The organism is Novosphingobium meiothermophilum (assembly GCF_003171715.1).
GTDB lineage: Bacteria > Pseudomonadota > Alphaproteobacteria > Sphingomonadales > Sphingomonadaceae > Novosphingobium > Novosphingobium meiothermophilum.
Map to the genome: position 1 here is coordinate 221,811 of NZ_QGHL01000004.1, position 15,527 is coordinate 237,337.

Here is a 15,527-nt window from a genome sequence, read left to right on the forward strand (position 1 = left end):
GTGCTTTCCCTTGATCTTAGTATGCAACGCATACAATTTTCAAGCCGGATCAAGACACCTCGCCCCCGTACTGGAGGGGCGCGATGTCCCGGCCCGGTCGGGCTGCTCAGCCCTTCTTCTTTTCCAGCGCCTTGTCCTCGTTGGCGCGCTTGATCAGGTAGTGGCGGATATTGTCCGCGTCTTCGGCCTTGAGCGCCGACTTGAACGACACCATGCCGTTGTGCTTCAGCGCCCCGTCGATCACGATGGAACGGATCGCATCAGGCGTGTTGAGCGCGGCCGAATGGCGCAGGTCGGGGTTCACCGCACCCGCCACCGCGGCATCGCCGTGGCAGACGTTGCAATAGCGCCCGTAAAGTTCGCCGCCGGCCCTTGCCTGCTCGGCGGTGCCGGTAAAGGGCGGCGGATCAAGCACCATCTGGTTCATCGGCGGCGGCGGCGGCAGCGCGGCCTTGCCGCCCAGCTTGAAAACCACCAGTCGGCTGATGTTGCGCTGCTGGCGCGCCTTGTGCGCCAGCACGCCGGTCGCCACATCCCACACCCCGCCCCAGCCGACCATCACGGCCACATACTGTTCGCCGTCGATCGCATAGGTCATCGGGGCCGCGATGATCCCGCTCTGCGCCGGGAACGACCAGAGCTGCTTGCCCTTGTCGGCACTGTAGGCAACGAAATCGCCGCCCGCCGTGCCCTGAAAAACCAGATTGCCAGCAGTTGAAAGAATGCCCCCGTTCGAAGGGCTGGGCAGTTCAACCTTCCACGCCGCCTTGCGCGCCACCGGATCCCACGCCACCAGCGTCCCGGTCGTTGCGGCCTTGGCCTCGGCCTGAACCTTGAGATCGGCTGGCATGGCGGTCACGTAACCATCGAGGCCGGTCTGAAAGCCGATGTCGCTCGGCTTCCAGTTCTTCGCGGCGACATAGGGGAAGCCTGCATTGTTCACCGGCAGATAGAGCAGGCCCGTCTTGGGGCTGAAGCTCTGCGGCTGCCAGCTATGCGCCCCCACAGCACCGGGCAGGCTGAAGAAGGGCGCATCACTCTTTTCATAGCGGGCTGCCGGATTGATGATCGCCTTGCCGGTCTTGGGGTCGATCCCGGTTGCCCAGTTGACCATCACGAAGGGCGTTGCCGAAATGAACTGGCCGGTCTTGGCATCGAGCACATAGACATGGCCGTTCTTGGGCGCATGCAACACCACGTGCCGCTGCTGCCCGTCGATGGTCAGGTCTGCCAGCGTGATCTGCTGGGCTGAATCGAAGTCCCAGCGGTCTTCGGGCGTTTCCTGAAAGTGCCAGGCATATTCACCGGTGTCGGCATTTACTGCCACGATCGACGAGGTGTACAGCGCATCGCCATCGCGGCCCGATGCCGCAGGGTTCCACGGCTCGGCATTGCCGGTTCCGAACAGGACAAGGTTGGTGGCGGGATCATAGGTAATCCCGTCCCAGACCGTTCCGCCACCGCCAAGCGTCCACCAGTCTCCGGCCCAGGTCTTCGCGGCGGCTTCCATCGCCTTACGGTTGACGCCTTCCTTCTCGAAGCCCTCTGCCGGATTTCCGGGCACGGTGTGGAACTTCCACACCTCGTTCCCGGTCTCCACGTCATAGGCCGCGATATAGCCGCGCGCGCGGTATTCCGACCCGCCGCTGCCAAGGATGACCTTGCCCTTCACCACGCGCGGTGCGCCTGTAATGGTGTAGTCGGTCTGGTTGGGCACCACCACCTTCGACCAGACGACCTTGCCAGTCTTCCGGTCAAGCGCGACCAGCCGCCCGTCGAGCGTGCCCACGAACACCTTGTCGCCGTAGAGCGCGACCCCGCGGTTCACCGCATCGCAACATGCCCGGATCAGCGTTTCGCGCGGAACTTCGGGATCATAGGCCCACTTTAGCTGCCCGGTCCTGGCATCGAACGCCTTCACCATCGACCATGCGGTCGAGATGTAGAGCGTGCCATCGTGCATCAGGGGGGTGGCTTCCTGCCCGCGCGCGGTTTCAAGATCGTGGAACCAGGCAAGGCCAAGCTGGCCCACATTGCCATCGTTGATCTGGGTCAGCGGGGAAAAGCGCTGCTCGCCATAGTCCCGGCCATAGCTGAGCCATTCCCCTTCGGGCGCGGCGGCAATCAGCGCATCGGTCACGCCCGATGCCGCGATCGATCCACCGCTGCCGCCACCGCCGGTATTGCACGCAGCCAGCGCCAGCAGCGCCGCGGCAAGCGGCAATCCCTTCAGCCAGACCCTCGATCCCATATCCAGACCTCTTCCAAGCCGCCCGCTTTTTCGCGGATCAGTTCACCATACGATCGGCATTGCCCCAATAGGGTTTGCGCAGCGCCTTCTTGTCCATCTTGCCTGCTGCGGTCCGGGGAATCGAGTCGATAAACGTGACAGATTTCGGCGCCTTGACCCCGCCGAGCCGCTCCTTGGCGTAGGCGATGATCTCGGCGTCGGTAATGCCGTCCGCCACGACCACGGCGTGAACCTGCTCGCCCCACTTCTCGTGCGGAATGCCGAAAACGCAGGCTTCGCGCACCTGCGCCAATTCCGTGATGGCGGCCTCCACTTCGGCGGTGAACACGTTGAATCCGCCCGATACCACCATGTCCTTCTTGCGATCCACGATGTAGAGATAGCCGTCCTTGTCGAACTTGCCGACATCGCCGGTGTGGTGCCAGCCGAACTTGCGGATTTCCGCCGTCTCTTCGGGCTTCTCGAAATAGGAATGCGTCACCAGCGCGCCGCGCACGCAGATTTCGCCAGCCTCGCCCAGCGGCACTTCATGGCCATCGTCGTCCAGCAGCTTGACCTTGATGGAACGCGTGGGCTTGCCGCACGAGGCCAGCTTTTCCGGCGCTTCCCGCGCAAACCGCGCCACGTCCTCCGGCGGGAACCAGGCCACGATCATCGGGCATTCCACCTGTCCGTAGGACTGGCACATGGCAGGCCCGAAAACCTCCACTGCCTGACGCAGCTTCTCCGGGCTGCATGGCGAGCCAACGAGGATGAAGATCTTCAGCGAGGAGTAATCGTGATCGCCAAGTTCGGGCGATGCCAGCAACTGGTAGAGCGCCGTCGGCGGCAGATACATGTGCGTGACCTTGTATTGCGCGATCGTGCGCAGCACGCGCTCGGCATCGAAGCCGGGCAGGATCACCTGGGTTGCGCCAAGGCTGAGCGTGGAGAGCGCAATCGGCCCCGCAGCATGGGTGATCGGCGCGGAAACCAGCGCCACGGGATCATCGGTGCGGCCGCCCATGCCGTCGGCCGCCGTCTCGATCATGGTCCCCCAGCCAAGGTTGGTCACGTTCGCGCCCTTCGATGGGCCGGTCGTGCCGCCGGTCGGGAAAATGCCGACCATGTCCATCAGGTTGCCGAAGGCATCGATCTCCGGTTCAACGAAATCGGCCACCGAGACGCCGGCCATGAACTCTTCAAGGCTCGGATCATCCCCCATCCGGCGATCGAGGCAGACGAAGTGCTGCAAGGTCGGGCACAGCGCCTTGAGCTGTTCGACCTCGCCCGCCTTGGAGGAATGATAGACCAGCCATTTCAGCCGCACGTAGTTGATGTAGGCGGCATTGGCATCGATGGCGTTGCGGGTGTTCACCGGGATCCATTTGCCGTTGGCGCGCCACATCGCCAGCAGCACCACCAGCAGCATCCCGTCGTTGGGACCATAAAGGCCCAGCAGATCCTGGTTTTCGAAGCCGCCCCGCTGAAGCGCCGCAGCAATGCGTTCAGACAGTTCCTTCGTCTGTGCGAAAGTCAGCTCCAGGCCGGTTTCGGTGTCGATGATGGCAAGCCGATCAGGGTTGCGATCATGTCCGCGGTCAAAATAGTCGATAGCGCGCATTGGTTCTTCCCGGCGATAGACCCGGATCGACGGGAACGCCGCACCGGGTTCTTCATGCGGAGCATCGCGGCCTCGCAGGTCTGCCCGACAGACCGTTTTCCTTTCCGGAAACGCCGGTCTTTCTGCTTGCCCCAGCCCTTTGCCCCAAAAAATTGTCAGCAACACATACTGATTGGCGGATCGCACAGCGCTTGCCGCAGTCTGCAAGCAGCACTCCGCCTCTCCGCAACTCGCGGCTTAGGGCGTGCGCCGCTACCCGCGCACGGCCCTGACTCAACGCGTTTCACCCCGTGCAATGTGACGATGGGGAAATGAGGGCAGGCCAAGCCATGCCAGAGCAAGTGAGGCCGCCTTGATGCGGAGCAAGTTGAAACGGGAGCGCCTGCATTGCAGGAGCGCCCCCGTCCGGACGGCTGCCGTGCCAGGGATTGAAGCACGCCATCCGTCTGATCGACCAGACTGGCACAGCCCGCGAGAGACGCGGCGAAAACGGGCTGCGGTCCAATCGAAGTCAGGTCAGCGCGCTTCAAGGATCACGCGCTGTCTGTGTCTCGATAACAGGGGATTTGCGGCGCAACTGTGCGCAAGGTCACGCCCGGTCAGGAAATGCCGTCCCGACCCGTCCGGGTCATTGCCCATCAGGCAGGGCGGGCTGCTTTGCGGCGCCCGCCAGCGTTGCGCCAGACTTGTCCGGCAAGGTCCAGATGATGAGGTTCATCACCATGATCCCCGCCAGCGTCAACATCAGTGCCGGGCGCTTGCGCTCTCCGCGCCGCCACAGAAACGCCGCGCCCAGCAGCAGGGCGAGCGCGGCAAGCATCAGCAGGGAAAGCGCAGTATCCAGCATCGCCCCGCGTTAACCGCCGAACAGGCCCTTGGCCATACCGGCAATGTCGTTAATCGGATTGCCGTCGCCGTCCTTGTCAAGGAAAGCCGCAACCTTCTGAAGAGCATCGGGATTCTGACCAAGCATCGAAGCAAAGCTGCCGAGCGCGCCTTCACCGCCGATGTGGCCGACAATTTCCTGCAACTTGGATGCATCCAGCCCGGAATTGGCGGCAGCAACCTCGATCGTGTCACCCTTGGCCTGATGACCCGCCGCCAGCGCGGCAATCGCGTTTTCGGCCATGTCGGGATCGATCCCCACCTTGGCCGCAAGGTTCTTCACATCAACATTGCCGGCCACCTGGCCCAGAATCGAATCAAACAGGCTCATCGGATCATTCCTTCCTGCAAGCATCCGTTCCGGTCCGGTTGCAAACCGGAATCGGAGCGGGCCGAGCATAGCATGCGCAAGCGCGCATCAAAGCGCCATGATGCGCTTGGCCACCACGTCCTCGCGTTCGGCGACGCCTGCCCATGCCGGACGCTGCGCCACGCGCGCATACCATGCCGCCGTTCGGGGCCGCGCGTCTGCATCGACACCATGCCCGACATAGGCCAGCGTGCGGAACGTCGATGCCACGGCAATGTCGGCAAGGCTGAATGCATCGCCCAGCAGCCAGCCGCCATCGGGCACCTCGTTCTCGAACCAGTCCACCCAGCGCGGCAGTTCGGCCTCGCCCTGAAGCGCCACGGCCTCGTCGCCACCCACCTTCAGCAGTTTCGGACCGACCAGCCGGTTGAACAGGATCTTCAGGCCCGATGCGCCCAGCACGGTATCGGCAAACTCGTCCCAGAAAACCGCCTTGGCGCGCAGCTTCGCATCGTCGGGTATCAGGCGCGGCTGCGGATACTGCGCGTCGAGATAAAAGGCGATGGCCGTCGAATCGGCCAGCGTGAAGCCATCGTCATCGATCGCCGGAATCTTGCCCAGCGGGCTTGCCGCCAGAAACTCCGGGTCGGTGCTGCCCGGTCCGCCCCGCGCCAGATCCCACGAAATCCCCTTTTCCGTAGCGACAACCGCCACCTTGCGCACGAACGGCGACAAGAGCGCGCCATAGAGTTTCATCAATAGATCTCCCATTCTATCGGACAGGTTTGCGCCAAAGCTTATTGCAGCGCCGCGCCCTCGCGTATAGGCGATGCAGCGATGAGCGAACTTCCGAACAGCCACGCGACGACGCTGCTCGCCGCGCCAGACACCGAAATCGATGTCCGCGAAACATTCGGCATCGATATCGACATGAACGTTCCCGCCTTCTCGGCGGCAGACGAGCGCGTGCCCGACCGCGACGATACCTACGTGTTCGATCCCGATACCACGCTGGCGATCCTTGCGGGCTTTGCCTACAACCGCCGCGTGATGGTGCAGGGCTATCACGGCACCGGCAAGTCGACGCATATCGAACAGGTGGCCGCGCGTCTCAACTGGCCGTGCATCCGCATCAACCTCGATGCCCACATCAGCCGCATCGATCTGGTGGGCCGCGATGCCATTGTCCTGCGCGATGGCCTGCAAGTGACCGAGTTCCGCGAAGGTCTGCTGCCCTGGGCGCTGCAAACGCCGACCGCGCTGGTGTTCGACGAATATGACGCGGGCCGCCCGGACGTGATGTTCGTGATCCAGCGTGTGCTGGAAACCGAAGGCAAGCTCACCCTGCTCGACCAGAACCGGGTGATCCGCCCCAACAAGTTCTTCCGCCTTTTCGCCACGGCCAACACCGTCGGCCTTGGCGATACGTCGGGCCTTTATCATGGCACGCAGGCGATCAACCAGGGCCAGATGGACCGCTGGAACCTTGTCGTCGCGCTAAACTACCTGCCTGAGGCAACCGAAGTCGAGATCGTCACCAAGAAGGTGCCCACGCTCGACCCGAAGACCGTGACTGACATGGTGCGCGTGGCCAACCTGTCGCGGCAGGGTTTCATCAACGGAGACATTTCCACCGTGATGAGCCCGCGCACCGTCATCTCGTGGGCGCAGAACAGCCAGATCTTCAACGATGTCGGCTTTGCCTTCCGCCTCTCGTTCCTCAACAAGTGCGACGAGACGGAGCGCGTGCTGGTGGCCGAATACTATCAGCGCGTCTTTGGCAAGGATCTGCCCGAAAGCGTCGCGCACCGGGAGTGAACCCGGCGCTGGTGAAAGAAGAAAGGCCCCCGTCCATCCGGGGGCCTTTTTCTTTTGCGGATCAGCCGTTCGGCACGATCAGATACTTCTCGCCCGTGCGCCGGGCATTGTATTCCAGCGCGGCCTCGCGGCTCAGTGCCTGTTCCAGCGTTACCCGCGCCTTGTAGTGGCTGGCAAACGTGGTGGTCAGTTCGGCCATCACGCGGCGGCGCATCCGCTCCACCACCTGTGGCCCCAGCTTGGCCATCCATGGCGTGAGAAGCCAGCCCGAAACATCCCAGACAAAGCCGAAGTTGCGGTTGAGGATCGTGGGCGAAAGATCGAGCGCGCCATAGATGAAGGCGTGCTTGGGGCTGTTCGATCCATAGCGGCTATAGGCCGCGCCGCTGTTCGCCACCTGCTCCATCACCGACAGGATCTGGCTGACCAGCTTGCCGCCGCCGATGGCATCGAAGGCCATGGTCGCCTTCGTGGCACTGATCGCGGCGGCAAGATCGTCGAGGAACGACTCCTTCGAACTATCGACGACATGCTCGGCGCCGATTCCCTTCAGAAGCTCCACCTGTGCCTCGCTGCGGACAACATTCACCAGCGGGATGCCATCGGCCTTGCAGATCTTGACCAGCATCTGCCCAAGGTTCGATGCGGCGGCGGTATGGACCAGCGCCTTGTGGCCAAGGTGGTGCATGGTTTCGGTAAAGCTCAGCGCCGTCAGGGGGTTGACGAAGGCCGATGCGCCCTGCTCGGCGCTGATGCCGTCTGCCAGTTCAAGGCACATGGCGGCATCCGCCCTGGCAATCGTGGCATACATCCCGCCGGGAAAGCATGTGACGCGCTTGCCCAGCAGGGCCTGCGCCTCAGGCGCTTCGCCCGCAGCGATCACCGTGCCTGCGCCCTCGTTGCCCACGGGCATGGCCATGCCGTGCCGCGCCGCCATGGCCCGCACTGCCGGATCGGGCATCCGCGCCACGATGCGCCCGCCAGAAAAATCGGCATTGGCAATGTCTGCCGGGCCGAAAAGCAGGCCGAGATCGGACGGATTGATCGGCGTCGCCTCGACCCGGATCACCACCTCGCTGCCCGTAGGCGTTGCAAGCGTGAAATCCTCGATCGAAACGGTCAGGGTTCCGTCAGAATCGAGTTGCGAAACAATGCGCTGGCCGTTCAGGTCGGTCATCTTCTACTCTCCGGGATATGTTGCCCGCACGAAGTAGAGCCCTTCGGGCGGCGCGTTAAGTCCCAATCTGCAACGGTCTCTCGCGGCCAGCGCCTCGGCCACCTGATCGACCCGCCATTGCCCCTGTCCCACCAGCGCAAGGCAGCCCACCATGGACCGCACCTGATGGTGCAGGAAGCTGCGCGCCGCTGCCTCGACGATCACGCGGTCGCCCTCGCGCCGCACGTCCAGCCGGTCCAGTGTCTTCACCGGGCTGGCCGACTGGCAATGCACCGAACGGAACGTGGTGAAATCATGATGCCCGACCAGCGCCTGCGCCGCGGCGTGCATGGCCTCGTGATCGAGCGGGCGAGTGATGCGCCAGACACGCCCTGCCTCCAGCGTCAGCGGCGCGCGCCGATTGACGATGCGGTATTCATACGCGCGCCCGGTGCAGGAAAAGCGCGCGTGCCAATCTTCGCTCACTTCGATGCAATCCAGCACCGCCACAGCCTCTTCGGCCAGTCGCAGATGCGCGTTCAGCGCCTCCATCATGCGGAACGGATCAAAGCGCCGCGCCAGATCGAAATGCGCGCGCATCGCCAGCGCATGAACGCCGGTGTCCGTGCGCCCGGCGGCATGAAGCACGACCGTCTCGCCCGTTACGCGGTGGATGGCATCTTCCAACGCCTGCTGCACGCTGGGACCATGCGCCTGCCGCTGGAAGCCCATATAGGGCAGGCCGTTCCATTCAAGGGTCAGGGCAAAGCGCATCAGCCCAGCCGCGTTCCTGCCGGGATCGTCCGTCCGCGCAAGAGTGCTGCCGTCTCCATCGCGGGCCTTCCGGCTCGCTGGATCAGCACCGGCCGGATCGCGCCGCTGCCGCAGGCAATCGTCAGGCCATCGTCAAGCGTCACGCCAGCATCTGCTGCAACATCGTTTCCGGCCCCATCGACAACTTCGGCCGCCAGCACGCGGAAACGCTCGCCGTCCAGTTCGAAGAAGGCCCCCGGCGCAGGGGCAAAGGCGCGCACCTGCCGTTCCACGGCGCGCGCGTCGGCCGCAAAATCAAGGCGGCTCTCGGCCTTGTCGATCTTGTGTGCATAGGTCACGCCTTCTTCAGGCTGCGCCACTGGCGGGTAGGCGGCCGGATTGCCCAGAACCTCGATCATCAGCGCCGCGCCCTTTGCCGCCAGTTCCGCGGTAAGGTCGCCCGCCGTCTTCCCGTCCACGGGCGTTTCCACCTTTGCCAGCATCGGCCCGGTGTCCAGCCCGCGCTCCATCTGCATGATCGTCACCCCGGTCATCGCATCACCGGCAAGGATCGCGCGCTGAACCGGCGCCGCGCCGCGCCAGCGCGGCAGGATCGATCCGTGAACGTTGAGGCACCCCATGCGCGGCGCATCAAGCACCGCCTGCGGCAGGATCAGGCCATAGGCGGCCACCACAGCCACATCGGCCCTGAGCGCGGCAAAGGCGTCCTGCTCCTGCGCACCTTTTAGCGAGACGGGCGTGCGCACTTCGATGCCGTGGGCCTCTGCCGCCAGATGCACGGGCGATGGCTGCAGCTTCTTGCCCCGGCCTGCCGGGCGGGGCGGCTGGCTGTAGGCGGCCACCACCACATGCCCTGCGGCGACCAGAGCTTCCAGCGTTGGCACCGCGAAATCGGGCGTTCCCATGAAGATGATGCGCATAACCATCGCAAATGGCCTTCCGTTTGTCGGCTCCGGCCCTATCTGTGCCGTCATGGCATCGCAAGAGATCGAGGCACTTTCCGGCGCACTGGCCCGCTTGCCGGGGCTTGGCCCCCGTTCGGCCCGGCGCGCCGTGCTCTGGCTTATCAAGCGCCGCGAAACCGCACTGCCGCAACTCCTCGATGCGCTGGGCAAGGTGCAGGAACTGCTGGTGGAATGCGCCACCTGCGGCAATGTCGATACCACCGACCCCTGCGGCATCTGTGCCGACCCCCGCCGCGATGCCCGCGCGATCTGCGTGGTCGAGGAAGTGGCTGATCTGTGGGCGCTGGACCGTGCGCGGCTGTTCACCGGCAAGTATCACGTGCTGGGCGGGCGACTTTCGGCACTCGAAGGCGTGCGCCCCGAAGATCTCGCGATCGGCGCGCTGCTCGATCGGGTGGCGCGGGGCGGCATCGACGAGGTGGTGCTGGCCATGAACGCCACGCTCGAAGGCCAGACCACCGCGCATTACATCGCCGAACGGCTCGAGGGCGCGGCGGTGCGCGTCACGCAATTGGCGCATGGCCTGCCGGTGGGTGGCGAACTGGATTACCTTGACGAAGGCACTCTGGCCCAGGCGCTGCGGGCAAGGCGGCCAGTGGCCTAGCAGCCATACTTGCGAAGCCTGCGCACATTGCCTATCTGCCGCTCATGGCCATCCGCGAAATCATCGAAGTTCCCGACCCGCGCCTCAAGCAGGTCTCCGTCCCCGTCGAAAAGTTCGACGACGAGCTTAAGACGCTTGTCGAGGACATGTTCGAGACGATGTATGATGCGCCCGGTATCGGCCTTGCCGCCATTCAGGTGGGTGTGCCGCTGCGCGTGCTGGTGATCGATCTTCAGCCGGAAGACCCTGACGCCGAACCGGTTGCCTGCAACCACGATGGCCACCACCATCATCACCAGCCGACGAAGCGCGAACCGCGCGTGTTCATCAACCCCGAAATCCTCGATCCTTCGGCAGAACTCAGCGTCTATCAGGAAGGCTGCCTCTCGGTTCCGGAAATCTATGCCGAGGTGGAACGTCCCGCCACGATCCGCGCACGCTGGCAGGATCTCGATGGCAATGTTCATGAAGAGCAGATGGACGGCCTTCTGGCCACCTGCCTCCAGCACGAGATGGACCACCTCGAAGGCATCCTCTTCATCGACCACCTCTCGCGCCTGAAGCGCAACATGGCGCTGAAGAAGCTGGAAAAGCTGCGCAAGGCGGCCTGATCGGCACTTCCTTGCGGACCGACCGCAAGGGAGCGATTGCCAGAATAATCCGCAGGCTGTAAGTTCACGCTTCGTTCTGATGCGGAGCCATTGTGGACCAGTCGCTGATTCTCGTCATCCTTGCTCTCCTTGCCGGTCTGGCGATTGGCTGGTTTCTCGGCTCGCGCCCGGTGGCCGAATGGCGTGCGCGGGCCGATAGCCGCGATGCCGAAGCGCGGGCGCACGAAGGCACGATCAAGGCGATGACGGTCGATCTGGCCGCCATGGCCGAGCGGACGAAGGCGCTGGAAGCCAGCCTCGCCGAATTGCAGTCCGTTCGCCGTGAACGCGACGAGCTGGCCCCTGCCCTTGCCGCTGCGCGCCAACAGGCCGCCGATGCCGCCGCCTTGCGCGCGGAACTGTCCGATGCGCGCACGAGCCGCGAAACCCTGCGCGCCGAACTTGCTCGGATGAAGGCTGATGCCGCAAACTTCGAGGAACAGAAGCGGCTCCTTGTCGAAGCCCAGGATGCCTTGCGCAAGGAGTTCGAGAATGCGGGCAACAAGGTGCTGGAGAAGGCACAGGAAGCCTTCCTCGCCCGTGCCCAGTCGCGCTTCGAGGAAAGCGAAAAGACCAGCGCCGAGCGGCTGAAGTCGCTCCTTGCTCCGGTCGATCAGCGGCTGAAAAGCTATGAAGAACAGGTCCAGAACCTTGAGAAGCAGCGGGTCGATGCCTTCGGCCAGTTGACCGGCCTGATCCAGTCGATGCGTGATGGTCAGGAAGCCGTGCGCGCCGCCGCCGCCCAGCTTGGCAATTCGCTGCGCAATGGCCCCAAAACGCGGGGCCGCTGGGGAGAACTGCAACTGCGCAACGTGCTCGAACAGTGCGGCCTTTCCGAACATACCGATTTCATCACCGAACATTCGGTGGAAACCGAGGAAGGCCGCCTGCGCCCCGATGCCATCGTTCGCGTGCCCGGCAACAAGCTGCTGGTCATCGATGCCAAGGTCTCGCTCAACGCCTATCAGGATGCGTTCGAGGCCGAGGACGAGGACACCCGCAAGATCGCGCTCAATGCCCACGTCCAGTCGATGCGCAACCATATCCAGACACTGGGGGCCAAGTCCTACCAGTCGCAGTTCGAGGAAGCGCCCGACTACGTCCTTATGTTCGTGCCCGGCGAACACTTCATTGCCGCCGCGCTCGAACGCGATCCCGCGCTGTGGGATTTCGCGTTCGAACGGCGCGTGCTGCTGGCCAGCCCGACCAACCTTGTCGCCATCGCCCGCACGGTCGCGCAGGTATGGCGACAGGACGGCCTTGCCCGCGAAGCGCGCGAGATCGGTCGCATGGGCGGCGAACTCTATGACCGACTGGCCGTTGCGGCCGAACATCTCAAGCGGGTGGGCAACGGGCTGGACAGCGCGGTGAGCAATTACAACAAGTTCGTCGGCAGCTTCGAACGCAACGTGCTTTCGGCCGGACGCCGCCTGCGCGACAAGCATATCGAGATCGGCAAGCGCGAGATCGAGGAAGTGCCTCTGGTGGAATCCGCGCCGCGCTATGCCGAAGCGGAATCCCCCGCACTCGCGGCCATTGCCGGAAATGAAAGGGCCAGCGCCGAAGGAGAGCCGACAGCGCCATGAACGGATGGCAGCGGCCCTTGCTTGCGCTCCTTGTCGGTGCTGTGGCGCTGGCAGGGTGCGACAGGACACCGCAGCCACCCGTATCCCCCGCCGCCAAAGCTGCGGCCGCGCAAGCCTCTGCTGCTGCACCGCCCGAACCAGACCCGGCACCCACGCCCGCCCCAAAGCCCGGCATTTCGCCCCCGCCCGATCAAGCCGCGCCAGAGGCGCTGGCGGGCCTCACTTACCCGCCGCAGGATGAATGCACGGCAAAGCCTGGCTGGCCCGCCTTCCGCAAAAGCCTTGGCAACGCCATCCGCGCCCGCGATGCCGAAGCCCTTGTCGCGCTTGCCGCCCCCGACATCATGCTCGATTACGGCGGCGGCAGCGGCATTGCCGAACTGAAGCGGCGCCTTGCCGATCCGGCAAACGGCCTCTGGCAAGAACTCGCCGCGATCCTGCCGCTGGGCTGCGCGGTCGAAGGCGGGCTGGCGGCAATGCCATGGGTGTTCTGGAACGTGCCCGAAACGGTCGACAGCTATCATGCCATGCTGGTTCTGGGCGATGCCACCCCGCTGCGCAAATCACCCGGAGGCAAGGTCATCAGCCCGGTCGGCTGGTTTCTCGTCGGCATCGATCCGATGGCATTCGACCGGACCAAGCCGGAAACACAGGTCACGCTCGACAATGGCCAGAAGGGCTGGGTCGAAACGGCCAGACTGCGCAGCCTGCTAGACTACCGCCTGATTGCAGAACCAGCCGATGGCACATGGCGCATCACCGCCTTCATCGCGGGCGACTGATCCGGCGGTCAGGACGCCTTGAGCTGGAGTTGCAGCTCATGCCCGCCCGATACCAGCCGCATGGCGGAACCGCGGCGCTCCATTTCAGGCGCAGCAGACAGCAGCGCATTGACCGCCTCTTCCTGCGCCCAGACCGGCCCTTCGCAATACATCCGGGTCGCCATGAGCGGACCGGCCAGCAAGCGGGTGCCTTCGACGCGGTATTCGCCGCCGATGGAATTGCAGCCGACATGGGCGGAAAGCCGCTCGGCATCGAAGCGCATCATCGCACGGTCTGGCGCGACGGGGGCGGCGCCATCGATCTTCACGATGGTCCACTGCGTTCCGGCAAGACCCGCTGCACTGCCGCTCCCGGTCGCGCAGCCGCCTGCCAGTGCGGTGGCGGCCATGATCGTGACGATTGCGCAAAGGCGGCGGGCTGACATCATGCGCACAGGCTATACCCGCCTGCCTGAGCAGCCGATTAACCGCACCCTACGCAATCGTTCAGCCTGCGCGGCCTGCTTCAAGCCGGGCCAGCACCTCATAGGCCAGCACTGCGCCAGCGACTGCGGCATTGAGGCTGTCTGCCCTGCCCCTCATGGGCATGGTCACGCGCAGGTCGCAGGCCATTTCGTATTCAAGCGGCAGGCCGCGCGATTCGTTGCCCACCATGACAAAGCACGGCGCGGCATAGGGCGCATCGCGATAGGGAACTGCATCGCGCAGCGATGCCGCCACCAGTTGCCCCTCTCCGGCGCGAAGCCAGGCCAGAAACCCGTCCCAGCGGACCTGCGCAAGCTGCCGGGTGAAGATCGCCCCCATGCTGGCGCGCACTGCCTCGACCGAGAAGGGATCGGCGCATTCATCAATCAGGATCAGCCCGCCGGCGCCCACTGCATCGGCGGTGCGCAGCATCGTGCCCAGATTGCCCGGATCGCGCATGGCATGGGCCACCAGCCAGATGGAGGCGGCGTTGCGGTCGATCAGCCGGATCGAGGTGTCCCATTCGGCAAAGACCCCGGCAACGGCCTGCGGGTTCTCCTTGCCAGTCACCTTGGCCAGGATATCAAGCGGCAGTTCGATCACCTCGCCCCCGGCACGGGCAACCTCGGTCTCCAGTTCGTCGAGAAGCGGATGCCCTTCGCGGCCCTGCGCCATCAGCAGCATTTCGGGCAGGCGTCCGCCTTCACGCGCGTCTGTCAGCAGGCGCAGACCTTCGGCAAGGAACTTTCGCTCTCGCCGCCGGTGCTTCTTCTCGCGCAGCGAACGGACGAACTTGACCGTCGGGTTGGAATAGCCGGTGATGATCTTGCGCGTCATTGCGCCCCCATGCGGCAGCAATGCGCCTGCGGCAAGCGAATCAGTCTTCGCCGAAACCGTCCTTGATAAGGCCGGTAAGCTTCATCAGGATCGCGTCAGCCTCGCCTTCAGGCCCGGCCACGGCAACGTCCACGGTATCGCCCCGCGCCGCGCCCAGCATCATCAGCCCCAGGATGGAGCCGCCATTGGCATCGGTGCCGTCCTTGCTCACCGTCACGTCGAAACCCTGCGGCAGCTTGGCCACGGCGTTGACGAACTTGGCGCTGGCGCGGGCATGGAGGCCCCGCTGGTTGACGATCGTCACGGTTTCGCGGGTGACATAGCCCTGTTCCGGCATCTCATGCATCCTGTCCCAGAAACTCGGAAGCGATCGTTATGTAGTTGCGCCCGGCATCGCGCGCCGCCGCTGTCGCTTCCTTCACGCCCATGCTGTTGCGGGCCTTGGCCAGTCTGATGAGCATGGGCAGATTGATCCCGGCGATCACTTCGATCCGGCCTGCCTGCATCAGCGAAATGGCGAGGTTCGAAGGCGTGCCGCCGAACAGGTCGGTCAGGATGATGACGCCTTCGCCGCTGTCGACCCGGCGGATGGCGTCGGCAATTTCCTTGCGCCGCTTTTCCATGTCATCGTTGGGGCCGATGCAGACGCCGATGATATCCGTCTGCCGCCCGACAACGTGCTCCATCGCGTGGATGAACTCGTCGGCAAGCGCGCCGTGTGTAACCAGAATGAGACCGATCATGAAAGGGACAGGCTCCGAAGTGCGGCCGTGCATCCCGCCTTGCCGGCCATGGCCGCCGGGACCAGAACAGCCGGGGCCGAAAACGCCGGAATGGCACG

Annotated in this window: 17 protein-coding genes; 5 read left to right on the forward strand and 12 right to left on the reverse strand. The window is 64.4% G+C overall.

The features are described from left to right. Positions 1-106 precede the first annotated feature (106 nt). From DKM43_RS01450 to DKM43_RS01470, 5 genes are all read right to left on the reverse strand, one after another. Positions 107-2,251, reverse strand: coding sequence for a PQQ-dependent dehydrogenase, methanol/ethanol family (locus DKM43_RS01450; RefSeq protein WP_109796698.1), 2,145 nt, complete (start codon positions 2,249-2,251; stop codon positions 107-109). A 37-nt stretch (positions 2,252-2,288) separates the two neighbouring features. Continuing rightward, on the reverse strand, positions 2,289-3,854 hold the full coding sequence (locus tag DKM43_RS01455) for a class I adenylate-forming enzyme family protein (protein WP_109796699.1): 1,566 nt from the start codon (positions 3,852-3,854) through the stop codon (positions 2,289-2,291). A gap of 628 nt (positions 3,855-4,482) precedes the next feature. Beyond that, positions 4,483-4,701, reverse strand: coding sequence for a hypothetical protein (locus DKM43_RS01460; RefSeq protein WP_109796700.1), 219 nt, complete (start codon positions 4,699-4,701; stop codon positions 4,483-4,485). A 9-nt stretch (positions 4,702-4,710) separates the two neighbouring features. Beyond that, positions 4,711-5,070: a hypothetical protein gene (locus tag DKM43_RS01465; RefSeq protein WP_109797029.1), complete on the reverse strand. Its 360-nt coding sequence runs from the start codon at positions 5,068-5,070 to the stop codon at positions 4,711-4,713. 87 nt (positions 5,071-5,157) lie between these two features. Next, the gene (locus DKM43_RS01470; protein ID WP_109796701.1) at positions 5,158-5,805 is read right to left on the reverse strand and encodes a glutathione S-transferase family protein; all 648 of its coding nucleotides are present in this window, start codon (positions 5,803-5,805) and stop codon (positions 5,158-5,160) included. 81 nt (positions 5,806-5,886) lie between these two features. Between DKM43_RS01470 and DKM43_RS01475 the strand changes: the two genes are divergently transcribed. Continuing rightward, positions 5,887-6,867, forward strand: a complete 981-nt coding sequence (locus DKM43_RS01475) for an AAA family ATPase (protein WP_109796702.1) — start codon at positions 5,887-5,889, stop codon at positions 6,865-6,867. 61 nt (positions 6,868-6,928) lie between these two features. On the opposite strand, the gene DKM43_RS01480 is transcribed toward DKM43_RS01475, so the two are convergent. Genes DKM43_RS01480 through fmt form a run of 3 tightly spaced genes read right to left on the reverse strand, consistent with a single transcriptional unit; the run spans position 6,929 to position 9,717 of the window. Next, positions 6,929-8,044 (reverse strand): zinc-binding dehydrogenase, encoded by a 1,116-nt coding sequence (locus DKM43_RS01480; protein WP_109796703.1) that lies wholly within the window; start codon positions 8,042-8,044, stop codon positions 6,929-6,931. 3 nt (positions 8,045-8,047) lie between these two features. Further along, positions 8,048-8,800, reverse strand: coding sequence for a tRNA pseudouridine(38-40) synthase TruA (gene truA / locus DKM43_RS01485; RefSeq protein ID WP_109796704.1), 753 nt, complete (start codon positions 8,798-8,800; stop codon positions 8,048-8,050). After that, entirely contained in the window at positions 8,797-9,717 is a 921-nt protein-coding gene (gene fmt / locus DKM43_RS01490; RefSeq protein ID WP_109796705.1) for a methionyl-tRNA formyltransferase, read from the reverse strand. The genes truA and fmt overlap by 4 nt, the downstream gene beginning before the upstream one ends. 52 nt (positions 9,718-9,769) lie before the next feature. Here fmt and recR point away from each other — a divergent pair, with 52 nt between their 5' ends. The 4 genes from recR to DKM43_RS01510 all read left to right on the forward strand — a co-directional run bounded on the left by recR (position 9,770) and on the right by DKM43_RS01510 (position 13,384). Continuing rightward, positions 9,770-10,366, forward strand: a complete 597-nt coding sequence (recR, locus tag DKM43_RS01495) for a recombination mediator RecR (protein ID WP_109797030.1) — start codon at positions 9,770-9,772, stop codon at positions 10,364-10,366. A 44-nt stretch (positions 10,367-10,410) separates the two neighbouring features. Continuing rightward, on the forward strand, positions 10,411-10,977 hold the full coding sequence (gene def / locus DKM43_RS01500) for a peptide deformylase (protein ID WP_109796706.1): 567 nt from the start codon (positions 10,411-10,413) through the stop codon (positions 10,975-10,977). Between the two features lie 92 nt (positions 10,978-11,069). Next, positions 11,070-12,602 (forward strand): DNA recombination protein RmuC, encoded by a 1,533-nt coding sequence (gene rmuC / locus DKM43_RS01505; protein WP_201739745.1) that lies wholly within the window; start codon positions 11,070-11,072, stop codon positions 12,600-12,602. Then, positions 12,599-13,384, forward strand: coding sequence for a hypothetical protein (locus tag DKM43_RS01510; RefSeq protein ID WP_109796708.1), 786 nt, complete (start codon positions 12,599-12,601; stop codon positions 13,382-13,384). Before rmuC ends, DKM43_RS01510 begins: the two co-directional genes overlap by 4 nt. An 8-nt stretch (positions 13,385-13,392) precedes the next feature. Here DKM43_RS01510 and DKM43_RS01515 read toward each other — a convergent pair whose 3' ends face one another. From DKM43_RS01515 to DKM43_RS01530, 4 genes are read right to left on the reverse strand one after another with little or no spacing between them, the layout of a single operon-like run. Further along, entirely contained in the window at positions 13,393-13,812 is a 420-nt protein-coding gene (locus DKM43_RS01515) for an META domain-containing protein (protein ID WP_109796709.1), read from the reverse strand. A gap of 58 nt (positions 13,813-13,870) precedes the next feature. Continuing rightward, on the reverse strand, positions 13,871-14,686 hold the full coding sequence (locus DKM43_RS01520; RefSeq protein ID WP_109796710.1) for a TrmH family RNA methyltransferase: 816 nt from the start codon (positions 14,684-14,686) through the stop codon (positions 13,871-13,873). Between the two features lie 40 nt (positions 14,687-14,726). Continuing rightward, complete coding sequence (locus DKM43_RS01525; protein WP_109796711.1) at positions 14,727-15,023, reverse strand: HPr family phosphocarrier protein; 297 nt, start codon at positions 15,021-15,023, stop codon at positions 14,727-14,729. 1 nt (position 15,024) lies between these two features. Continuing rightward, complete coding sequence (locus DKM43_RS01530) at positions 15,025-15,429, reverse strand: PTS sugar transporter subunit IIA (RefSeq protein WP_109796712.1); 405 nt, start codon at positions 15,427-15,429, stop codon at positions 15,025-15,027. Between the last annotated feature and the right edge of the window lie 98 nt (positions 15,430-15,527).